We start from the raw sequence: 22,027 nt of genomic DNA, 5'->3' as shown, positions 1-22,027 counted from the left end.
GCCACGGCTGGTTTAACTGCTCTTCACCATTAACCTTTAATACTGAAACAGGTGCATTTAACCCGTCAACCGTTAAGGTATAACGATTATGGCTGACAGCTAAGCCTGTCAGTCCATGGAGTAACTCTTGACCCAATGGGCCAATGAATTTGGCTAATTCCTTTTTCATATTACATCCCTTAATATCCCTGACCATTTCTTGGCAGTTTTTAATTTTTTAGTTATTAACCGCTAACTTTTATACGCTTTATATTTTAGAGTTTTTTAATCATTAAACATTAAAAATCTAATTAATACCTTGTTGCTTTTTTGGTATATTTTAAACGAGCTTTACCATCTGGCATAAAATAGGTTCCATATTTAACCAATCCACCTTCTTTGAAATAACAAACTAATTCATAACTTAATACCATAGAATCATTAATTTTTTCATCAATATTAATACTAACTGATTCTAATCTTGGCTCATAAATCAGAAGCGTTTTCTCTATTGCTCGCATTAATACATAAGCAGAAGAAGGCAAAGCCTGAAAGATTGTTGACATATCGGGAAGCCCATAATCTGGCAGATGTTTTATCGCACCTGCCCGGCTATTTAAAATTCGCTCAATATTATCCATAACACTGATTATGGTTTGTTCATTTTCTGATACATCATCAATATCAATTCCGGATTCAAAATAACCGTATAATATGTCATATAGTGAAGCACTCATTTACTTTTCTTCCACTAGTTCAATTGAATATTTATTTGCAATAATTTCACGTGGATCGGTGATATGTAAATCATCTCGAGATAAGACTAATCGCCAACTGTCATCTTTCAAATTGGGTTCTTTATAAAGTGCAACGATTCCAACCTTTTCGGCCTTCTTATCAAAAGGTGTGTCTATCGAAATTGAGGTATTTGGCTTTAAGACAACTTCTTTACTTTCAATGAGAGAATCTTTTAATATCTCACTATCTTGATCAACCAGATCTTGATAAGAAGCTGAGATAAAAGAATCTTCTTCTTTTAACTGATATATGCGAATTACCACCGGAGATGAGCGGCTTTCATCATCTAAATTTAATTCAGCTCTGGCTGTAATATCTAAATGTAACGTTCTAATGTTCCACTTGAAAACGGAATCGCTTATCCCTGTTACGGTTTCTGTCACACTCTGAGCAATACCACACCCTGTTAACCAAATCATTAATAAGCAAGTAGTTATCGATTTTATTATTCTCATTTCAATTCCTTTTTTAATATGCCTGATAATCAATACCAGAATAAAATCCTATATTTACCAATACATCTTCAATGGCGTCTTTATTGGTATTGGTTTTAGTAAATGATGCAGTTAATCCCAATCGACTATTGTTGGGGGTCAATTGGCTTTTCGGTAAAAATTTTCTTTTTATACGTAATGTGATTTTGGCATCAACCTGATAACCTAAATAAACACGTAATAAAGCCAAAATATCATGAAAGGTTTGACCATCCGGCAGAAGATCCGCAATTTGATTTTCATGTTGAGGGGTGATAATGATATGTATACACTGGTTACACTCTTTAAAGCGAGAACCAAGGATAGCACCGCCATCTAATCCAATTTTTTGCTGACCTTGCCCACCTAATTTTGCAGGCTTGTCGATCGATTGCCATATAGGATAAAACTCAATAACATCTACTTTAGCATCTTCAACCAATAATCGAATTAAGCCAGCGACTCCCTGTGCAGTACGTGTTTTTTGAGACATAGTCCCAAGCAGCGCAAAGAAACGAGATAACGGTGTACCAATCTGTTTACTCGTTCCTTTAATACCCAAACCAATTAGCCCGAATAAACATTGTGATATCGGATCTCGCCCACCACTTAAATAGCTTGCTGGATAATGGTATTTTAACCAGATTCGGTAAAACTGAGTAATCACCCTATGATTAAAAATATCCAAAAAGTCAGTCATAGCCTGATAATTTTCTTCTCGGCGAATGATATTATCAAGCAACCCCAGTGGCAATACAGCATCGACACCATATAAACCCAAAAACCGTGTCCTTACTGTTGTTGGTCGATTTAAATAAGGTGACTTTTCAATACACTTCAATTCGCTCGCGGGAAAAGACATATCGACTGAAGGTGCAAATCTTAATGGGTCAGATACAGGTGATTCGAATCGACCTAAAGATGGCTCTTTATCATATAATTGCTCGAGTAACTGACAAAAACGATAAAAGTTAATTTTTGGCAGATTTTTTTCAAGCATTTGCATTAAAGGGCTATTTTCGATGCTTTGCTCTGATTCCATACAATTTTATTTCCTGTTGGTAAAATAATCATAACCAATTGAGTGAAAAGATTTACATCAGCATATAATGCGAAGAATTGATGTAATAATTCACCAAAAAGTCGCACATCACCTTCACCGGTAAATTGATAACTGTTGATTGTCACTTCTATTTCTATCCCTCGTTGCAACATACCTTTTACTGTGCGTTTTATCATCCTATGCGTTACTTCTACAATCCCCTCTAAACGGCGGCGATTAAGTTCGTTATCTGTCCAATCATATAAAGCAAGCGTTCCACGCAAAACTTCTGCATTCATGAGTGAAAGATAATTTGGTGCAAGATGAGATAATACTCGCCAATAAAAACGATCCTCCGTTGGAGGATAACAAGGCATGGTTGGAGAGCAAAGATTGCGCACTTTAGCGATATTACTATTTGAATCTTTAAGATCATTAATTCGTGCATTACGTAAAGATTTACGTGGTAACATCCCATTGGTACCAGTGACACGCAAAGATAAGGTTTCAGTTTCAAGCAACTCATTTTTATCCCAAATCTTTCCGCCTAAAATTAACCATGTATCATGTAAACCGGATGCACCTTTTCTAACACGGGTATGATAGTATCTTTCCGGAGCATCATGTCTTAACATACCACCACGATGTTTGAAGCTAGTGAATGGCACATAACGATATCGCCCATCACGCGTAATTGATTCTACATGTTCAACTGAGTAGACCTCAATATGACCATCTTGACGAAGTAATGGACGAAGCAAATATTCACTCTCTAATTGATTTACAACAATCGGATCAGCTTCCATATCAAACAAGTTGATAACAGGTACGCAATGCAAACAAATATTATCATTTTGCAACGGCATATCGCTTGGCCAGGTCTGATTAAGAACTATTTCAATATCTATATAAGAACAAGAGTCTGATAACTGACAACTATCTAAACCATGTAAATCCACAAACATGAATTTTTCACGGAAAGCAAAATATTCTAGTAATAATTGATAACCGGAAAACGCATTATCCGCTTTTAACCATAAGCGGTCTTCATCACTAAAACCAACCGGAGTGATCTTGCCATTTAACTCGAATTTGTTTTCGGGATTATTCGAATAACGAATAGACATTGATGCAATTTGTTGCGTTAATGCCAGATGCAAATTTGAGGCTATTGGCGCATCCGCATTTAAATACAAACGTAAACAAGATAAATCTAACTGCTCCAAATCGGCAAGTTCACTAAAACTTAAACGAATGGTTATCATGCTTCGACCATCATGATTAATACCAAGATTAACTTGACTGATTTTAATTGGCTGTAATGTTACCGCCTGAGTTGTTCTAAATGGACATTTAGTGCCAACCTGCCCAACAGGTTCAGTCTGCATTTGTAAACCTTTTGGGATTAACTCTTGACGTGATAATGTCGAAAAATTAGGCGTTAATTCAACGATAGATAATGACGGAATTAAACGTAAATAGTGAGGCCAAAGTAAAGTCACTAGGCTTTCAGTTAACTCAGGTAAATCATCATCAATCTTTTGACGTAATCGTCCTGTTAAAAAAGCAAATCCTTCAAATAATCGCTCCACATAAGGGTCTCTGTCCCCGACATTATCTAAATTTAATAAATTCGCTCTATCAGGATGTATTTTTGCAAATTCCTTTCCGGCCTCTCGCAAATATCGCATTTCCGATTCATAGTAGCCTAAAATTAAATCATCCATTGTTTATCTCTTTTATTGTAACGTTATATTTTGTTGAATTTATTTCGCCTGTTTTTATTCAGACCGTTAGTTGAATTTATCGTTAAATAAAACTCAATGCTCGAGCAGGGTCAAGCTGCATTAATTCATGTTGTAATAAGTCTATTTTTTCCAACAGCTCTATTTTTGTGTTATCTTTAGATTTATTTTTCTGCTTCAATAACCTTAACAGACAACGTTTAACATCAAATAGTAATTCAGGTTCCCACTCCAAAAATGAGATACCTTGCTGTTGGCCATTTAAGCCTGTCAATAAATTTAAGGCAACATCATGTTTGCCAAATTGTTCAGCAACTCTTGCTTGTGTATATTGAACTAGATACCGCTGCTTTGCTGTTCTGATTGACGGCATATTTTGTAACCATTGAAAGGCTTGCTCTAAACTCTCACTATGAGCCAATTCTAACGCTTGCGTTTCTATTTCACTCCAGTTGTTCTCACCAGATATAGAAATAGGGGCGATACTGTCACCTTCATCTAAATGGTGAATACGGGCATTACTGGCTATCCAACTAAGTGTTTCATCATCGGCAAAAGGCATACCATTTTCGTAGCTCAGTCTCTCAATTCCATTTAACCGTTCAAGCATTAAGCCAATATCTGTTAAAAATATATCAGCCCATGCTTGATATTGCCCGCCCATTTTTTGGAAAGAAAGCACGGTTGCACGTTGAAGATCTAACCAAAAATGATTAGCCCCCTCCATAAAAGCAGCCTCTACACGTTCGAAAAGATCTAACCATTGTTGCTGAATAATTAACCGGCTGATATTTTGTTTTAGCTCAGCTCTTGGTGCAGGTAAACGTGTTCTTCCTCGATGATCAGTAGGTGGTAACTCCAAAACTGTATCCCAGCGCAAAATTCGTAAAAAGCGAGCTGCCGCAAGATAACCTTCGGGTTTCTCACGTAAGAAAACAGCCATTTTACGTGCTTGATCGAGTAATTCTCGTTGCGATCCAATTTTAACATCGACTATTTTAGGTGTTGATTCCGATGCCGGTATGACTTGAGGCTCACTTGCGGTAGCAACTTCAACTTGAGAATTTTTGGCTTCATGCTTCAAGTTATTACTAAAAAAGCTGACCAGTGCCGATAGGTCTGGTGCTTCGATAGATTGTTCAGATGTTTCACTTACAAATAGTGATTGGCATGTCGTTTCAATCAAATTTAAAGCAAAAATGATTCGTGTTAGATTAGCTTCGGGTAGTGGTCTTAAATTAGCTAATAACTCTATAAATCTAGCGTTTGCTAACCACTCAATAGCATTTTTTCGAATATTATGCCGTGAAGGGTAAATTATTGTTCCAAATTTATCGAGTAATCCAGCCAGTAATTCAACCCCATCGGTGTAGCCGTCAACACCATCTAAATTTAGGCGAGCTAAACAATAATAAGTTGCAACTCGAATATCTTTACTATTTTGTTTTAGTATATTTTCGCTTTCAATAGCAACCATTTGATAATCAATACCAGAAAGTTTAGCAATCTCCTCTTTTATCTCCTGAAAAGTATCATGATAAGTTAAATCTTCACCAGTTGGTTTTTCCAAACTAATTGGCTCTAACCAATCAGCCCACTTTTGATTTAACTCTTTTTTTATTGATTCATCTGGGTCTTGTGTACCAAATAAACGGCTTAGTAGCTGACTAAACATAATCGTATTCCATTATCTATCTCTTATAAATACTTACTCAAATACCCTATCTGGTAAGTTAAAGTTACGTAATTTTAATAAAGTCAATGGACCACTACCTAACTGTGTCCTTAAAATATAGCGTAACCTTTTGCCATCTGATGTTTTCCAAACCACTTCAAAACGGCTGGAATCAAGTTGTTTAACTGACGCTTTTTCTAATAGGCGTATCCATGCCCAGTCACCATGGTAATAATTAAAAAGCTTCAAGCCAGTTTCATCTGTGCTCCAGCTAAGTTGTGAATAAGGAGAATAACCATCACCCGGCCAATTAAACCGTTGCCATGTCGGGGCTTGATTAAAATATTCTGATCTTTGCTTATTAATAATTAATTCTGTACGAACAATCTGATTACCACTACGCGGCATTAAATCGAAAGATAATGCGACATCACCTGAAGTTATTAGTTCCGAGGAAATATCATTAAATAATTCTAATGTTTCTAGAAATGCTGGTGAAAAATTAAGCCCTTGAGCATTAACCGCATTAACTACCCATCTTCCCCCTTTCTTTTCTAATACACCATTAAGCTCATTGACAATAAAGTTATCGATAATACCTGTATCACTCCTTAAAAAACGAGCAACTTCTGATAAAGAAGCTTCATTATCACTATTTTTGAACGGGTAACGACCGGCAAAAGATTTTTCCCATTGATTAACAACATAATTTTGCCAAACACTATTAAAACTATCAGCGGCAGGAGTTAAAACTACTTGCCAAGATTGTTCTAGGGGTTGTTTAAATAAGCTGTGGCCAAATCCAGACCATTCATCACCCAAATTAGCGGCGATTAAATTGCCATAATCTCGTGTTTCAGTTAGATCAACGGAAGAACCTTTGAAAACACTTTTTGCCAGACCTTGCATCATAGCTTGAGGATCCTGACTGTTAGTTACATTTTGTAATTTTAAGCGCACTTGAGTAACACGAGATAGATAAGTTTGTAGCGATAATCCATTGTTGTTATCATTCTTAAGCAAACTCAATACGGGTGCAAAAGTCGCAGTTAAAGGCCCTGATGACTCATTTTCTTCTGGCATTGGTAAAACTGATTGATTCTTTTTACCCATAATTTGTTGTGCTGTACGCATTAAATTATCGGATATGCCATTGCCTTTATATTCAACTTCTGACTGATATTTAATAACATTGATCAATGCAATTAAGGGAGACTGGCGATTATCGGCGAGTAAGGTTAATTGTGCAATTACATCTGAAACATTATCTGCTTGTTGCCATTTAATTGTGTTTAAAAAATCAAGCCATGCAGCACTATATTCACTGAAATATTGATCTGTCAGCTGTTTTTTTAAAATTTCAGGCGCAATCGAAGCAGTTAAGTTGCTTTGATTATCATCACCTAATACCCAATCTATTTGTTCTTGTCGCATTTTTGCAGCATCTTCAATTTCTTCTTTTATTAACCCTTCCCAAGCTTTACGAGTATAGACACCTGGAATTTCGGTCTCATTAGAAAACAACAAATGGCTATCAATTCCTTCAAGCAATTGATCTAAACTTTGATTAGAATATTGTTGGCTTGCTCGCTGAATTATCTCTTGATACAACGTGTTAACGGCATTTTTTACGCCAATTTTATTTATCAGTATTTTTTGTGTACTTTTGACAAGTTGTTTATCTTCAAAAAGGCTCCACTCCGGGTGCAAATTCAGCATTTGTCCCCAAAAACGAACTAATTCTGGCATTATTTGTTGCCAGTCACCATCTTTTATCTCTTTTGGTGCTCGCCAATTTTGAGCGGCAAAATCACTTAAATAGTGTCCATCACTTTTATCAGGATGACTTAGCATTAAATAAGCTTTCAAATAGTCGTAAGCTGAATCAACTAATTTTTTTCGTTCCGGACTTTCAGGCGGTAGCGTTGTTAATGAAACTAAATAGTTGGTCAAAAGATCATGAAACGGCGTTGCAATATTACGTGAATTAGTCACTTTATAAGTAAGCCATAATTTTTGTAACAATTCATCATTATGGTTTAACCCAAAACGGTGTGATAATGGCGAGCCATGTTGCTGACGGTGAAGCAATTGCTCTACACGCTGCTGTAATTGAAATTGTGTTTGCAATTTGGACAGATAATCTTGCTTAACAGAATTATCAGCTTGTTTTGCCAATTCAATTGTACTATCAATAAGCGAGGCATTATTAAAATAAGAAGTGACAATACCTATACCGCTAATGACTAAAAGCCCCAAAAAGGCGCAAACTGAAACCATTCCCCATTGAATTCCCATGCGTCGCCCTTGCTGTTGATTAGCGTCATCACTAATCGACTGCCATGTCGGTGTCATTAATAGATAATTATCATAAAATGGGCTATCTTCCATTAATGAGGTTTGATTAGGTATAAAAAACAACCCTCTCACCTGTGGTGAAAAAGGCAGAGAGGTTAATGTTAATAGGTAATTTTCAATCTTATTGATATCACCTTTAACAAGTTTTTGGCTAAGACTTAAAAGAAAAGAATAGTTACTGTTTACTTTAATTTGTTGAACGCCACGCTTACTACACAATATCGAAAGCTCATTAAGAGACGATACAACGGATGCCATTGTATCTTTTTTTATTGTTGGCAAAAGTAAACCGACACTTTGCTCAATGCGATCCTTTTGTGACCACTCACTATTTTCTGTAGCAACAAGATAAACTGGCGCTGACCATTTTAACAACTTATCACGTGATTTAAATTGTGTTATCGCTTTTTCAATGGTTAATTGTTGCCAAGGAGTTTCATTAAGATAGTTATTAGGTACAACCCAAATTATTGCATTTAAAGGTTTACGAAAAAACGGAATAATTCTTGATAATTGCTTTTTTAACGCCAGTAACCAAGGTGTATTGAGTGGATCTTCTATGTTTCCACCATAAATCATTAAAGTTTTATCGTTTAACTGCCATTGATTTTGTTGTAGACGAGGAAATGCCGACTCCACATCCGATGATGCACCTATGACTAAACATTTTCTAATTTTATAACGCCAGAAAAGCCCCGAAATATAGCGGCATTTTTTTTGAATTTCTGCAAATTCAGGGAAAGGGGTTACTTTTATTGGTTTTGCTGTTTCATTAGGATTAAGCGCTTCACGCTTGATTTTATCTTTTGCTGCAATACGAAGGCTATTGGTAATGATTGCGGGAATTAAAAGTAAGCCTAATATAAACAGCATACAATAGACCCACATTTCCAATTTACGTCCAAATGTAGTAAAACCTAATTCATCACCCCAGAAAAAAAGACCTAAGGCTATAGATACAGCACTTAATAAAATAATGAAAATTAATCCAGCACGTTTCCATTTGTGACTCATTTACAACTCCATTTCCCTTTTTTACATTCCCTTGACTACTGAAAGTAACTTTTGATTCATACTTTGCGAAGCAATTAAGTTATTTTGATTAGTTATCGTTATCATTTCACAGGCTAATGCCAATGCAAGCCAATAAGAAAGTTCGGTTTGATTTCCAACAAAAATCTCAAGCATATATAGATGTTCAGGAACAATCTGATAATCAGCTAACTGTTTTATAATATTAACTTTTTCCTTACTGTCGATGTTTGTGAACCAAAGCTGATTGATCTCTTCTAATGCACATTGCATATCAACCATCTGTTTTAAATCAGTGGTCAAATCATTCGATATCATCGGTCTTAAAATTTCACTTTTCGCAAAACTAATGTTTAGCTCTTGATAATAAGTTTTGTTGGTCAACAAAAAAGCAGCAACAAACGCTGAACCATTTGATTTAGCGTTATTAATGATAATTAATTGGACTCCTGGCTGAGATGAATCAATATTTTCAATTAAATTTTCTATATTTGTATTTTGCAAAATCTGATGAGATAGATTATAACCTAACGATATTTGGGCATTTTTATAGGCATGACTAATAGCTTGATCTATATAGCTAAAACTATCTGGTGAAGACAAAACTTTAATGTCCAGCTCTTCTGTCGAAGGTAATTGAATTAGTGTATCTTTTATCGCGAAAAAAAGATCCTCAATGTATCTTTCGGCTTTTACATCCCCTTCAAACTCTAGTGACTTATTAACTTGAGAGTCTATATTCGATGCATTACTATAGATTTCCATACTAGTTATATGTGTTGGTATGGAGTAATAACTATCGAGAACAACTAATGACTGCATTGCCCATTTTTGCCAGTTTTGATCGACCTTTTGCTGTTCTTGTTGCCATATTTCATATTCTTCTTGAGATAATCCATAAAGATATAATCGTATGCCAAAAGCGGAACCACCGATTAAAGTTGGTATAAATGTTGCCACCGCCCAATACATCCACTGAGAGTGAAAATTTTTACTTGGCCAAATTGCAGCAAGAATTAAACAAGTAATAATAAATAATACAATAAAGAAAAGAAACCACCTTCCACGGTTTAACTTTACCGGTGGTTTTATAATATTTAGAGTATTTGGTTTAGGCCAAGACATAATTTTAATCAATCTCCGATGTAGTGGTTGTTGCAATAACCTTGCAGCCACAAGCACAGGCACATTGATCCATAACAACGGGTTTACCGTCTGAGAATGTATAAGTGGAAGCTTCAATAATTGGGTTTACACCATGACCGGGTAAAGGGCAACTGACTAAATCCCCTAATAGCGCTACTAACTTACCTTCTATATTCGTTTTTGACGATACAGAAATCACCCTACCTCCATGTGTTGTTGGATCACCCAATCGTACGACGTTTCTACCCATTTATATTCCTTTATGATTCTAGGTTATTTTCCGCTTTTTGAATTAAAGATTTTAGATTCATTAAAATAGTATTAAAACTGATAATCTTTTTTAATCATTACCTTGCTAAAGTATGTTAAATCTGAAGATCAAACATAAATAAAGCAATTTATCTAAAATGATTTATAACAAGTTCACTTCGAATAAAACAGTCAAATAGCCTAGTTATATTCTTAGTTTAGCTTTGTTGTTAATCACCATTAAAATGGACAAATAACTATGAGAAAACTAACCTCATCATCCGCCAGAAAAGTTGAGCAACTTTAGCTAACCTAAACTGTTAGCTAATTAGTCTTTACTAACAAATATCATGAGATCAGTTAACTCATTTTCCATGTTATGTCCCCCTTTTATTCCTTAAAAGGTATTTATCTTTATATTTTATTTATCCTTTTTAACTGGTTTACTTTTTTTATTTGTTTTTTCTGTTGATTGAGCCTTCACCTTTGTCGCTTTTTGAGACTTATTTTTTTTAATCTCAGCCTTACTTTGTTCATTCGCCCACTCAAGCACAATACCTTCTGACTCGTTAAAATCGAGTATTAGTTTTGGTACTTCACTATCTGTGCTATTACTTCTTTGTAAAAGTAAATTTGAAACCACAGGTAAAATTTGCTGATTTAATATGCTATCAATATTTCTAGCACCAGTGTCAGGTAAAAGACAAGCCGACACTAATGTGTCATATAATTTTTCACCTACTTCAAACACTATCTTGTAATGTTTTTGTAATCGGCTAGCAACTTTATTGAGTTTCATTTCAACAATTTTACGTAGAGCTTGTTGACCTAGTGGCGTATAAATCACAGTTTGAAAACGAGCTAATAACGCAGGTTGGAAATGTTCTCGTATAATTGGGCGTAATAGTTCTTGCTGAGTAGCTGTATCTGCATCTGGCATTTCATCAAAAAGCGCCATTAGTTCATCACTACCCAAATTAGAGGTCATTAATATCAAAGTATTACGGAAATCAATTTCACGTCCTTCACCATCACGCATAAACCCACGGTCGAATACTTGATAAAATAAATTAAGAACATCACGATGTGCTTTTTCCACTTCATCCAGTAATACAACACTATAAGGTCTTTTGCGAACAGCTTCGGTTAACACACCTCCCTGTCCATATCCTACATATCCTGGTGGTGACCCCTTAAGCTGTGATACAGTATGTGACTCCTGATATTCCGACATATTAATCGTTACAATTGATTGTTCTCCACCAAATAAAGTATCAGCAAGTGCTAATGCCGTTTCTGTTTTACCAACACCTGAAGGACCAACTAATAAAAATACGCCCATAGGAGCATCTTCTGAAGTTAGTCCTGTTTTTGCTGCACGAATTCGTTTAGCGATTTCAAAAAGTGCATTATCTTGGCCTACAACTCGTTTTCCTAAATCTTCCTCGAGAGAAAGCAAGTGGCTTTGTTCATCTTTTAATAAACTTTCTAAAGGTACACCAGTCCAGTCAGAAATAACAGCAGAGACCACCCGACTGTCAACGTCAAGTGATAGTAAAGGCATGTTACCTTGTAGATCTGACAATTCTTTTTGCATATCACTTAATTGACTAAGTACTTTTTTATCAGATTTATTGGTAAGTTTTTGTCTCAATGCTATTAATTTTTCAACTATTTTTTTCTCTTTTTCAAATTGCTGCTGTTTGTTATTCAAAAGATCTGTCAATTGGGTTAACTGCAACGCTATTTCATTTAAACGTTCATCTGATATTTTTTCACCTAGCGCAAAATCTGCTTCGATAGCTTGTTTTTCTATGTTAAGTGAGGCAATTTTAGCTTCGAGTTCAGTGATCGATTCAGGGATAGTATCAAGCCCCATGCGAACACGAGCAGATGCAGTGTCGAGTAAATCGACTGCTTTATCCGGCAATTGGCGGCCACTAATATATCGACGAGATAGCGAAACGGCCGTTTTCACTGCTTCATCTAAAATATGCACGCCATGATGCTTAGCGTATCTTGATTTCAAGCCACGTAACATAAGGGATGCTTTTTCATCATCCGGTTCATCCACTTTAACCATTTGAAATCGGCGTTCTAATGCAGCATCTTTTTCAAAATATTGTTTGTATTCAGACCAAGTTGTGGCTGCGATAGTGCGTAATTCACCCCTTGCTAATGCTGGCTTTAATAAATTAGCAGCATCTGCTCCCCCGGCTGAATTACCTGCGCCAATAATAGTATGTGCTTCATCGATAAAAAGGAGTACCGGAGTTGGTGATTGTTGTACTGCATCAATCACATTTTTTAATCTCTGTTCAAATTCACCTTTAACGCCTGCACCAGCCTGTAGTAAACCTAAATCAAGCGTTAGTATGCTTACATTTTCAAGATTTTTGGGGATGTTTCCTTCAGCTATACGAAGTGCTAATCCTTCCACAAGAGCTGTTTTACCCACACCTGGTTCACCAACTAAAATTGGATTATTTTTACGGCGACGTGATAATATGTCTACCATTTGTCTGATTTCACTATCACGACCAAAAACTGGGTCAATTTTTCCGGCTTTGGCTTTTTCAGTTACATTTTCTGTAAAGCGCTCAAGGGCAGCTTTATGATGATTTGCCTGTGTATTCGGTTTGTCACTATTTGTTGTATTTTCGAATGATCCAGATTTTTCATTTCTGTTCATTGCTGTTTCTTTATTAACTTGTGTATTAATATCTAAAGTTTCAGCAGATGTTGAGGTTGAATCTGAATAATAGTTGTATTGATATAGTGGGTTTTCATCAGATACCGTATCTAATTTCGAACGAATTTTTTTTAATGAAACAGCTGGTAAACTCAATAATTGCCATGCATCTTGAGCTTTAAGACAGTGTGGCATTTCAACTAAAGCTTGTAAAATATGGACAGAACGGATCATCTCTTCTTGATCTTCTAATGATGCCTTCAGCCATGCTGATTGAATTACCGCTATTAATGATGATGATAAACTAGGTTTGGAATCGATTGTATGTGGTAAGAAATCCAGATATTTAAGTAATCCAGACCAGACTTTATCCATATCAAGTTGATAATGTCTAGCTATGATTGTTATATCGCCTGAACCCTGCTCTAATAATTTCAATAACCAATGTTCAAGTGTAACTTCTGTATGAGCTCTTGTTTGGCATAATCCAGCAGCCGCTTCTAAAGATTTTGCACAATAAGAATTTAGTCGTCTCAATAAGATAGAGGGATCAGTAATCATTTGCAGTCCTTTTCTAATTACATTATTAGTATTATTATGACAGCCCCTATTAATGGCTAATAAGGGCTGTGTTAATTAAATTAACCTCGGCTTTCTACCCAGCTGTCTGAGTGAATGATGTTGCCATCTTTATAAGTCCAGGTAATTTTTTCATAACGAAGTTCAATACGCTCAAGGTGATTGTATTGCTCTTTTGTTGGATCTTTGATGTTGTGCATTTCTGGTTTAACAGAAACAACTTTAACGCCATCCATTAAAGTATTGAAATACTCAACTTCTTGACCCGCATCGTTAATTTTGTACCACTTGATCTCAACTGATTGTAAGTTTTGACCGGTAGTAACGGCTTTGTAAAGGTAAGGCGATGAAGCATCAACTTCTTTAACAAATTCAAGTGCTTTATGTACACGTGTACCTGTTAATTTACCTGTATTACCATCTGTAGGGATGTATACTCGGTGGTCAAACTCAACCACTTCAACACTACCCTCGCGCCCAACAACGGTTACAGAACCTTTGATTTCAGCACCGCCATCATCCTTTAAAAACATATAAGCTGGAACAGCCATTGTTTGTCTCCTTTTTGTTGTTTTTGCTTTACATATTTAGTTTTCTCTCGACCAAATACAATTTGACGATTGAGGAACTAAATTAATTTCTACCCTTCGATTTTTAGCACGACCCTCTAGCGTGTCGTTACTCACTAAAGGTTTTTTGGCTCCATGCCCTTGAATGGCAAAACAGGTCTCCGGTAAGTCACTGGCTTTTAAAATCCAATCACGTACCGACATTGCACGATTAAATGATAATTGTTCATTTTTTAACTCATCACCGACCGAATCGGTATGACCTGCAATGATAATTAGCCAGCCTGTTTCCGGATTGGTATTCATCTGTTTTTTGATATCAACTAAAGCATTAATTAATACTTTTTCAGATCCCGTTTTTAAATTTGCTTGTCCACTTTCAAACAAAGCTAAACTATCAAGACGAATGGACGGAGGTGGCTCTTTGAAGATAACTTCCGTTTTTTCGACTATTACTTTCTCAGGTTCTGGTGGTTTTGCCACATAGTCACTCATTGATATATTTAAAGGCTCCACAAGTTGTGAACCACGGTATAACCCCATTCCTAAACGGATAGGTTCTCCTTGCGTAAAATATTCATTTAATAATGATTTATCGTTTTTTAATACATCCAATGCTTGTCGTTTTTCTTCATAGCTATTCATTGGAATTAAACGATAGTGATGAATATCATTCTGGATTTGACTAATAAACTTAACATTATTACAAAATGAAGCGCCTAAACAGCCCATGATAAACAGTGAAGTAATCATGATTAAACCACAAACCATTGAACACATATGAGAAAATGGATACGCTATTGGCATAAACTTAATCAAACTATCTGGTGGAGTAATACCGCCTTGAATAGTGTGAGTATTAGGAAGTGATAAGGTAGTCGCACTTTCCCATAGTTTTTCCATTATATTTTCATTTATAAGCGTTTTATTCGTTGGGTAAATCACCACTCCTGATGGCACACATTTGGCAATCGGTTGTTTGTCACTAATTAACGTCGTTAAAACATTAGTTTCAAACCATGATTGAGTTTCATTGAGAAATGGACGAAGTCGTAAGCGCCTTTCCCTTTCATCACTTGGGATCTTGATATCATTAACCCAATTATTAATTGGTGATAAATAACGATCGAGTAAATATAACTTTTGATTAACTGACTGAAACCAGTAAACCGGTAAAGGATTATACTCATCATAAATCAGGTCATTTAGCCCAATATGTACCGATAAATAAACAGGTAATTGATATTTTGCTATACGACAAGTATCAACCCAAGACTGCCGAAATGCTTGCAATTTTGCAACAAATAAACCTTGTTTATCTTCTATTTCAGGATTTAATGCCAAAAATACCCCGACACGACCTAACATGTCAGGCCATTTAGCAATCAATGAATCATAGACTATTGGTAAATGTGAGAACTCATCAACATATATCCAAACTGCTTCCGAAGAGACTAAGACATTTGATTGAGCTAATGTTAAATCTTCAGGAAAAAAATCTTTTGCTGCACTACCAGTCACTAACAAAATGGGTAAACGATAACGTTGTCTTGCAGGTAATAAATCAAGTTTTTCCGTTAAAAATTGAATATTTGCCGTAGAGGCCGCTAACACACGCCGATAACGAAGCATCTGCCAAAAACATCCACCTGCAATAGCGAAAACTATAATTGAACCTAATATCTTCCAACCTATTGTAATTGGCAAAAAAACGAATAATAACAATAGGCTTAAGACTAATGCATATATTATTTGAATATACTTTGGGTAATCGCTCATAATAAACCTTTCTAACCAACAAGTTGCTTAACTAATTTATCGAGTTGATTATCCAACACAAAGTAAAGTCCAATAACAGCCATAACTGACAAGGCGGTACATGCTAACAAAATGGCTTTACGACCTTGATAACGATACGTTTTCGGCTGTTCTATAATTGGATAAGATTGATCTGGTTCGTATTCACGTAATGATTCACGTAAAGCTAAAATTAGATGTTCTCGTTCCATTTGCGGTTTATCCAGATAACAACCTTGAAAACCTAGCCCTAAAACTCTATCAAAACAAGCCAACACTAACTCTGCTTTTTTATCAGCCTTAAGTCTGGAACGTATTTTTTCAAACAGATCATAACCTGCATTATGAGTATTAAAATAAATAACTTGCAACGGCGATCCTAACCACTCATCATAATCTTGATTTTTGGGGTTATCACGATGGCAAAGTAGCACTGTTTCATCCAATAAGGCACATAAAGCATAACAAATGTCATCAATGACATCTTGAGAGTATTGCGCATTATGTAACTGCTCTTGAACGTTCAAAACTTGCTGTTTACAAAGCTCATACAATTTATGACCTGAGGGAATATCAGCTTTAGCTTTTAACTGAACTACAACCAAAATCGAATCACGTAGTAGCTGATCAATATTAATTGGGTTAGATTCTATACTCATAATTCGTCCCTATGATCGTAAAACTGCAAACAGCTCTAATGAAATATCAGGCATTGCTCTTGGCACATAAAATTCACAACAACGGGCAGTCAACATATTTTTTGCTGCTTCATGTGAAAGATCTAATGCAAAATATTGATTGTCTAAACGTACTGGTATTGCAGCAGGTACATGACTTAATGCTTTAATTGGTATTCCTGATAATGCAGAATGAATAATTTGTCTGACATCATCTGGCGCACCTGCTTTACACAAGATTGGAAATCTTGATTGTAATTGGTGCCCAGGCATACTCGAGCGAACTGATAAATAAAAGTCAGCTTCCTCAACAAGCCGAGAATCATTTAATTGTCCTGTCCACAAGGTATCTTTATCATGAACTAATTCAATTTTAACGACTCGAGACGGCAAGCTCTCTTCAAGCAAGTTACGTACTAGCCCAAACAAAGGAGGGAAAACTTCATTAAGATTGTTATGTTGGTATGCAGGAATACCATCAACATCATTGAGTAATGAAAATGTCAACAATGCACCAGTAAGCGCAGTTAGTGTTTGGTATAGCTTTTCAGGATGAACTGATGGATTATCCCGAAAAAATCTAATCTGAGGTTCATAAGTATTTAACGCATTTAAAAGCCAAAACAAAGACACATCTGCAGTAGCAAATTCTGCAATTTGCTGATTACGTTCATGTCGCATTCCCATTAAATGGTGACGTTTTGCTTGCATTTGAATACATAAAAGTTCTAACTCTTTGACAAGAGTACCACTTTGCGTAAATAAATTTAGCGATGGTGGAAGGTATTCTAAATCAAGCACAAATCGCCCATTAAGATCACGTTTTAAACGAGCAACAGGACAAGTTAAATAATCACTCTGATTTTCAAAATCAAATAAGAATGTTAACGCATAGTGCTCGACAGCAATACTTTGGACATTTTGGCCAAGCAAATCTGGAACTTCAACCCATTCTTGCCGAAAACGAAGTGGTCTTTCAAGACGCTGGTTTTCTTGTAAACAGTTCCCACCATTGGCTTGCAAAAGTGGAATACCGATAAAAACGGTTACTTCATCAAGCTCCGGCGGAACATCGATATTTAATATTCTGGCCTCAGGTAATTTATCAGCAACATCCGTATTGATAACAACACCATCAGGAAAACGAATATTGATTGATTCAGCTTGCAACCTATCTACAGAAAGCGCATAAGTATCAATTGTAAGACTTTCAATCCCCCAAGGATTAGCTACGGCTAAAGTAGCTAATTTTTGTAAAGAGAATTGTTGCCACAACGTTTGCTGCTGGAATTGTTGAGGCGTCAAAAAGACGCCTTCGTTCCATAATGGACGAAATAGTTTCATCAGGTCTAACACTCCTTATTAGATATTAATGAAATCAGGCTAAAACACTTATGCTTTAGCTTTTGGCATCTGAGATACCATTGATAAATTAATATCCATTCCTTCAATTTGGAAATGAGGAATTAAGAAGGTTTTAACGCGGAAGAATCCTGGATTATCTTCAATATCTTCTACAATAACGTTAGCTTCTTTTAATGGATGAGAAGCTTGTACTTCATCACTAGGATCTGTCATTTCAGTCACTAAATTGCTTACCCATTTATTCAATTCAAGTTCAAGCAAACGACGATCTTTTGTTGCACCAATATTTTCACGCTGAATAACTTTCAGATAATGCGCAATACGTGATAACAAGAAGATATAAGGCAAACGGGCGTTAATACGACTGTTAGCAGTTGCTTCTTTTGTGTCATAAAGAGCCGGTTTTTGCGTTGAGTTTGCCGAGAAGAAACATGCATAATCTCTATTTTTATAGAATGATAATGGAATAAATCCTAAATTAGCAAATTCAAACTCACGTGTTTCCGGAATAAGCACTTCGGTTGGAATTTTAACTTGATTACCGGTACCTAAATCATAAAGGTGAATAGGTAAGTCTTCAACCAATCCGCCAGCTTGAGGTCCTCTGATTTGAACACACCAACCATTACGAATGAAACTTTTCGCCATATTAGCTGCAAAAGCATAAGATGCATTAGCCCATAAATACCGGTTATGATCTAAACCTTTAACATTTTCAATATAATTAAAACTACGGACAGGAATGGTATCTGGACCATATGGTAAACGCGCAAGAACTCTTGGCAAAGTTAATCCGATATAACGAGAATCATCAGTTTCACGGAAACTATTCCATTTAGTGTATTCAGCACGGTCAAAATAATTAGCAATATCCTTGATTGCTGCGACCTCTTCCATGGTTTCTTTACCAAAGAATTTAGGACCAACAGAGCTAATAAATGGCATGTGCGCAGCGGCCGCTACTTTGGAAACATTACGTAACAAGGCGATATCTTGTGGGTTACGATCAAATTCATAATTTGAAATCGTTACACCAATTGGCTCACCACCCGGTGTATCATATTCTTGGATATAGGTATGTCGATAGAAACCAGTTTGAATTATTTCCGGTGCATCTTCAAAATCTTGTCGTAGTTCTTCTTTTGAGACGTCTAATAATTCAATTTTTACATTACGACGAAAATCAGTACGATCAACTAAGAATTTAAGCCCACGCCAAGTACCTTCGATCTCCTGGAATGTTTCGTGATGCATAATCTCATCAAGTTGACGGCTTAATTTTTGGTCTATTTGGCTAATATGATAATCTAATAAATGTTTATCTAGCTTCTCAATTTTTTGCGATGAACTTTGGATCATTTTAAGTAAAATATTGATCGCCATTGTAACACGTTCATCTTGCGAAGATTCAAATAGTACTTCGTTATCTTCAAACTTATCAATTTCACCAGCTTTTTCAATTGGATTTAAATTGATTTTATCAAACAAAGATTGGTAAACACTGCCATTCTCATGTACAACAGTTTTAGTTGTGCTGTCTTGCTTTTTAATGTTCATAACTCTATTCTCTTAATTGCTACCAAAACTTTATATTTTGTCCAAAAAATAAAGTTTTAATTTATTGAATTTCTACTTTTCACTTTCAGATACAATTGACTCTAACTCAGCTCGAAGCTCATCAGTTAATTGTTCGTTTTTCACTATTTTTTCAAGCTCATAACGGAAAGTAGCGTTATCTAATAAGTTTGATTTTAAATCTCTTAAAAGGTTACGCATTGCAAGTAAAGAACGGAGTTGTGGTATTTTTTTAGCAACTTGTTCGGGGGAAAAATCTTTCATATCTTCAAAAGATAAATCAACATTAAATTCACTGCCATCATCTGCAAGTGTGTTACGAACACTAATTTTGGCTTGCGGATTAAAATCTTTAAGAACTGCATTGAAATTATTTTTGTTAATAGATACCTTTTCTTTTTCTGAAAGAGGGCGTTTATCCTTGCCACGACCATAATCGCCAATAGATAAAATTTTGAGGGGTAATTCGACTTTCTTTTTCGCACCGCCAGTATGTAAATCTAAACTAATATTAACACGAGCAGCAGGGACTTCGTTTTGAAAACTGTTTGACATAACTTCTCCTGAATTTCCATTTCCTTTTTTTAAGGATGATCAATAAACAACCTTAAGTAGAAAATAAATTACACGATTAAAGTTTAAATTACAAACTTAAGCCGGATAACTAATTAACGCTTTTTTAGAAATTAGGAGAACTTAATAGAAACTATAAGCACATTACCTCATTTTTCTAATTAAGTTAAAAATGAATAAAAAAACCTTTAGTAAAAATTAAATTAATTTAAAGGATTAAAAAATTATTAATTATATAATTTTGTATATAAATCAATAAGAAATATTAGGATAAATTAACGATAAAATTTTTTTGGAAAGCACCATTTATCAACTGCTAAAAAATACACAATAATGGTAACCTATGTCATGTATTTTTTTATCAAAAAAATTAAGAACACAAAAAATGCATTTATATCTACAAACAGAAACCATACAAGCGCACAAATTTTCACCGATTGTTAAAGAATTTAAATAAAATTTACAATTAAAAATGCAAAATTTCATCATAAAAACGGGTTACTCTGTAAATTTTAGCGCTTAAAAAAGTATCGTTTAATACAATTGATAACACGTTATCCAGATATCAACGATAATAAAACGTTGGCAACTCAAATAAATATGAAACCGATAGTTGGTTAAAAGACAAATGATAATAATTAAATTACAGTTGATTTAAATTGTTTTATTTGTTGATTTATTTGTTGTTTTAAGCTGGTTATACAATGAAAAATCATCAAAACGTTCCAAAAAATATCAGCTCTCTATAAAGTGACTTTTTTTATCAAATAAATAAAGGGAATTGATATTTTCAATCTTCCTTTTATTTTGCTCTTGTGTACTATAGCGATATTTTTGTGGGCTAAGACCAATTCTTTTTTTGAAAATACGAGAAAAATAGAGTTGATCTTCAAAACCACAACAGAGCCCTATTTCAGCAATATTCATTTGTGTTGTTTGTAATAAAATCTTTGCACGACTTATTCTTTGTTCTTGTCGCCATTCACCAATCGACATGCCCATCTGATCTTTAAAAATATGTGCAATTCTCGATGTTGACAAACAAACTTTATCGGCAACGTTATCTAACAAAAATTTATTTTGATCCAGAGTATCAATCAGATAGTTACACACTTGCAATACACGATTATCAATACTTAGTGCAAACGTATCTGAACTTTCTTGAGCACGCCTTATTAAAAATTGCTCAAGCATACTCATAGCTAAATTTTCAGAATAAATAATCGTGGATTGTCCCACTTCGACAATTTTAATAAATAATTGCTCCAGCTCTTCTTTAACTTTAATGCTAGGGCGATAAAAACCTGTATTTTCTAATCGATTTTCCCAAGTTAACAAATATTTCCATGTTGATCTTGGTCTAAAATAGATCCAGAAGTGAAACCAATTATTTTCATCGTCTTTACGTCCATATAGGTGAGGCTCTTTTGGTGGAAATAGGACAAAATCACCGGGATGACAATTAAAAAATTCCTGATTACGATAAATAGTTCCCTGCCCTGCGTAAGTTAGATTGATTATATAACCATTTAATCCCTTTGGGCGATCAATAAAAAAATCAAATTTCCCTGCTTTTTCAATAGGTGTTAATCCCGATACAAGATGAACATTAAATGAATAGCCTGGAAGCAGAGGATCATTTTGTTGAAAAGTATTCATCTTTTACCGCCCTATTTTTCTAAGATTTTTTTATTTTTACATAA

At 35.1% G+C, this 22,027-nt stretch carries 16 protein-coding genes; all 16 read right to left on the bottom strand.

The window, feature by feature from the left end; translation table 11 throughout:
* Positions 1-290: 290 nt before the first annotated feature.
* Positions 291-716, bottom strand: a complete 426-nt coding sequence (gene tssE / locus J3U37_RS06080; protein WP_220219106.1) for a type VI secretion system baseplate subunit TssE — start codon at positions 714-716, stop codon at positions 291-293.
* The gene (tssJ, locus tag J3U37_RS06075; RefSeq protein ID WP_220219105.1) at positions 717-1,232 is read right to left on the bottom strand and encodes a type VI secretion system lipoprotein TssJ; all 516 of its coding nucleotides are present in this window, start codon (positions 1,230-1,232) and stop codon (positions 717-719) included.
* Between the two features lie 13 nt (positions 1,233-1,245).
* Positions 1,246-2,292 carry a type VI secretion system baseplate subunit TssG gene (gene tssG, locus J3U37_RS06070; RefSeq protein ID WP_267373827.1) on the bottom strand — a complete coding sequence of 349 codons (1,047 nt, stop codon included), beginning with the start codon at positions 2,290-2,292 and terminating at the stop codon, positions 1,246-1,248.
* Positions 2,256-4,019: a type VI secretion system baseplate subunit TssF gene (gene tssF, locus J3U37_RS06065; protein WP_220219103.1), complete on the bottom strand. Its 1,764-nt coding sequence runs from the start codon at positions 4,017-4,019 to the stop codon at positions 2,256-2,258. Before tssF ends, tssG begins: the two co-directional genes overlap by 37 nt.
* A gap of 82 nt (positions 4,020-4,101) precedes the next feature.
* On the bottom strand, positions 4,102-5,712 hold the full coding sequence (gene tssA, locus J3U37_RS06060) for a type VI secretion system protein TssA (RefSeq protein WP_267328555.1): 1,611 nt from the start codon (positions 5,710-5,712) through the stop codon (positions 4,102-4,104).
* A 33-nt stretch (positions 5,713-5,745) separates the two neighbouring features.
* On the bottom strand, positions 5,746-9,084 hold the full coding sequence (locus J3U37_RS06055) for an ImcF-related family protein (protein ID WP_267373825.1): 3,339 nt from the start codon (positions 9,082-9,084) through the stop codon (positions 5,746-5,748).
* 21 nt (positions 9,085-9,105) lie between these two features.
* Positions 9,106-10,227, bottom strand: coding sequence for a hypothetical protein (locus tag J3U37_RS06050; RefSeq protein ID WP_267373823.1), 1,122 nt, complete (start codon positions 10,225-10,227; stop codon positions 9,106-9,108).
* 4 nt (positions 10,228-10,231) lie between these two features.
* On the bottom strand, positions 10,232-10,498 hold the full coding sequence (locus tag J3U37_RS06045) for a PAAR domain-containing protein (protein WP_220219099.1): 267 nt from the start codon (positions 10,496-10,498) through the stop codon (positions 10,232-10,234).
* A 420-nt stretch (positions 10,499-10,918) separates the two neighbouring features.
* Positions 10,919-13,750 (bottom strand): type VI secretion system ATPase TssH, encoded by a 2,832-nt coding sequence (gene tssH / locus J3U37_RS06040; protein ID WP_267373821.1) that lies wholly within the window; start codon positions 13,748-13,750, stop codon positions 10,919-10,921.
* Positions 13,751-13,830: 80 nt separating this feature from the next.
* Positions 13,831-14,319, bottom strand: coding sequence for an Hcp family type VI secretion system effector (locus tag J3U37_RS06035; RefSeq protein WP_220219097.1), 489 nt, complete (start codon positions 14,317-14,319; stop codon positions 13,831-13,833).
* Positions 14,320-14,355: 36 nt separating this feature from the next.
* Positions 14,356-15,969: an OmpA family protein gene (locus tag J3U37_RS06030; RefSeq protein ID WP_267373818.1), complete on the bottom strand. Its 1,614-nt coding sequence runs from the start codon at positions 15,967-15,969 to the stop codon at positions 14,356-14,358.
* 158 nt (positions 15,970-16,127) lie between these two features.
* The gene (tssL, locus tag J3U37_RS06025; protein ID WP_220219095.1) at positions 16,128-16,793 is read right to left on the bottom strand and encodes a type VI secretion system protein TssL, short form; all 666 of its coding nucleotides are present in this window, start codon (positions 16,791-16,793) and stop codon (positions 16,128-16,130) included.
* Positions 16,794-16,802: 9 nt separating this feature from the next.
* Complete coding sequence (tssK, locus tag J3U37_RS06020; protein WP_220219094.1) at positions 16,803-18,155, bottom strand: type VI secretion system baseplate subunit TssK; 1,353 nt, start codon at positions 18,153-18,155, stop codon at positions 16,803-16,805.
* 48 nt (positions 18,156-18,203) lie between these two features.
* Positions 18,204-19,733, bottom strand: coding sequence for a type VI secretion system contractile sheath large subunit (gene tssC / locus J3U37_RS06015; protein WP_267373815.1), 1,530 nt, complete (start codon positions 19,731-19,733; stop codon positions 18,204-18,206).
* Between the two features lie 72 nt (positions 19,734-19,805).
* Positions 19,806-20,306, bottom strand: coding sequence for a type VI secretion system contractile sheath small subunit (tssB, locus tag J3U37_RS06010; RefSeq protein ID WP_220219092.1), 501 nt, complete (start codon positions 20,304-20,306; stop codon positions 19,806-19,808).
* A gap of 753 nt (positions 20,307-21,059) precedes the next feature.
* Positions 21,060-21,983, bottom strand: coding sequence for an arabinose operon transcriptional regulator AraC (gene araC / locus J3U37_RS06005; RefSeq protein ID WP_220219091.1), 924 nt, complete (start codon positions 21,981-21,983; stop codon positions 21,060-21,062).
* Positions 21,984-22,027 lie beyond the last annotated feature (44 nt).

The sequence above is a fragment of the Gilliamella sp. B3172 genome (genome assembly GCF_026536465.1).
GTDB lineage: Bacteria > Pseudomonadota > Gammaproteobacteria > Enterobacterales > Orbaceae > Gilliamella.
This window is presented reverse-complemented; position numbering and strand designations above follow the sequence as displayed.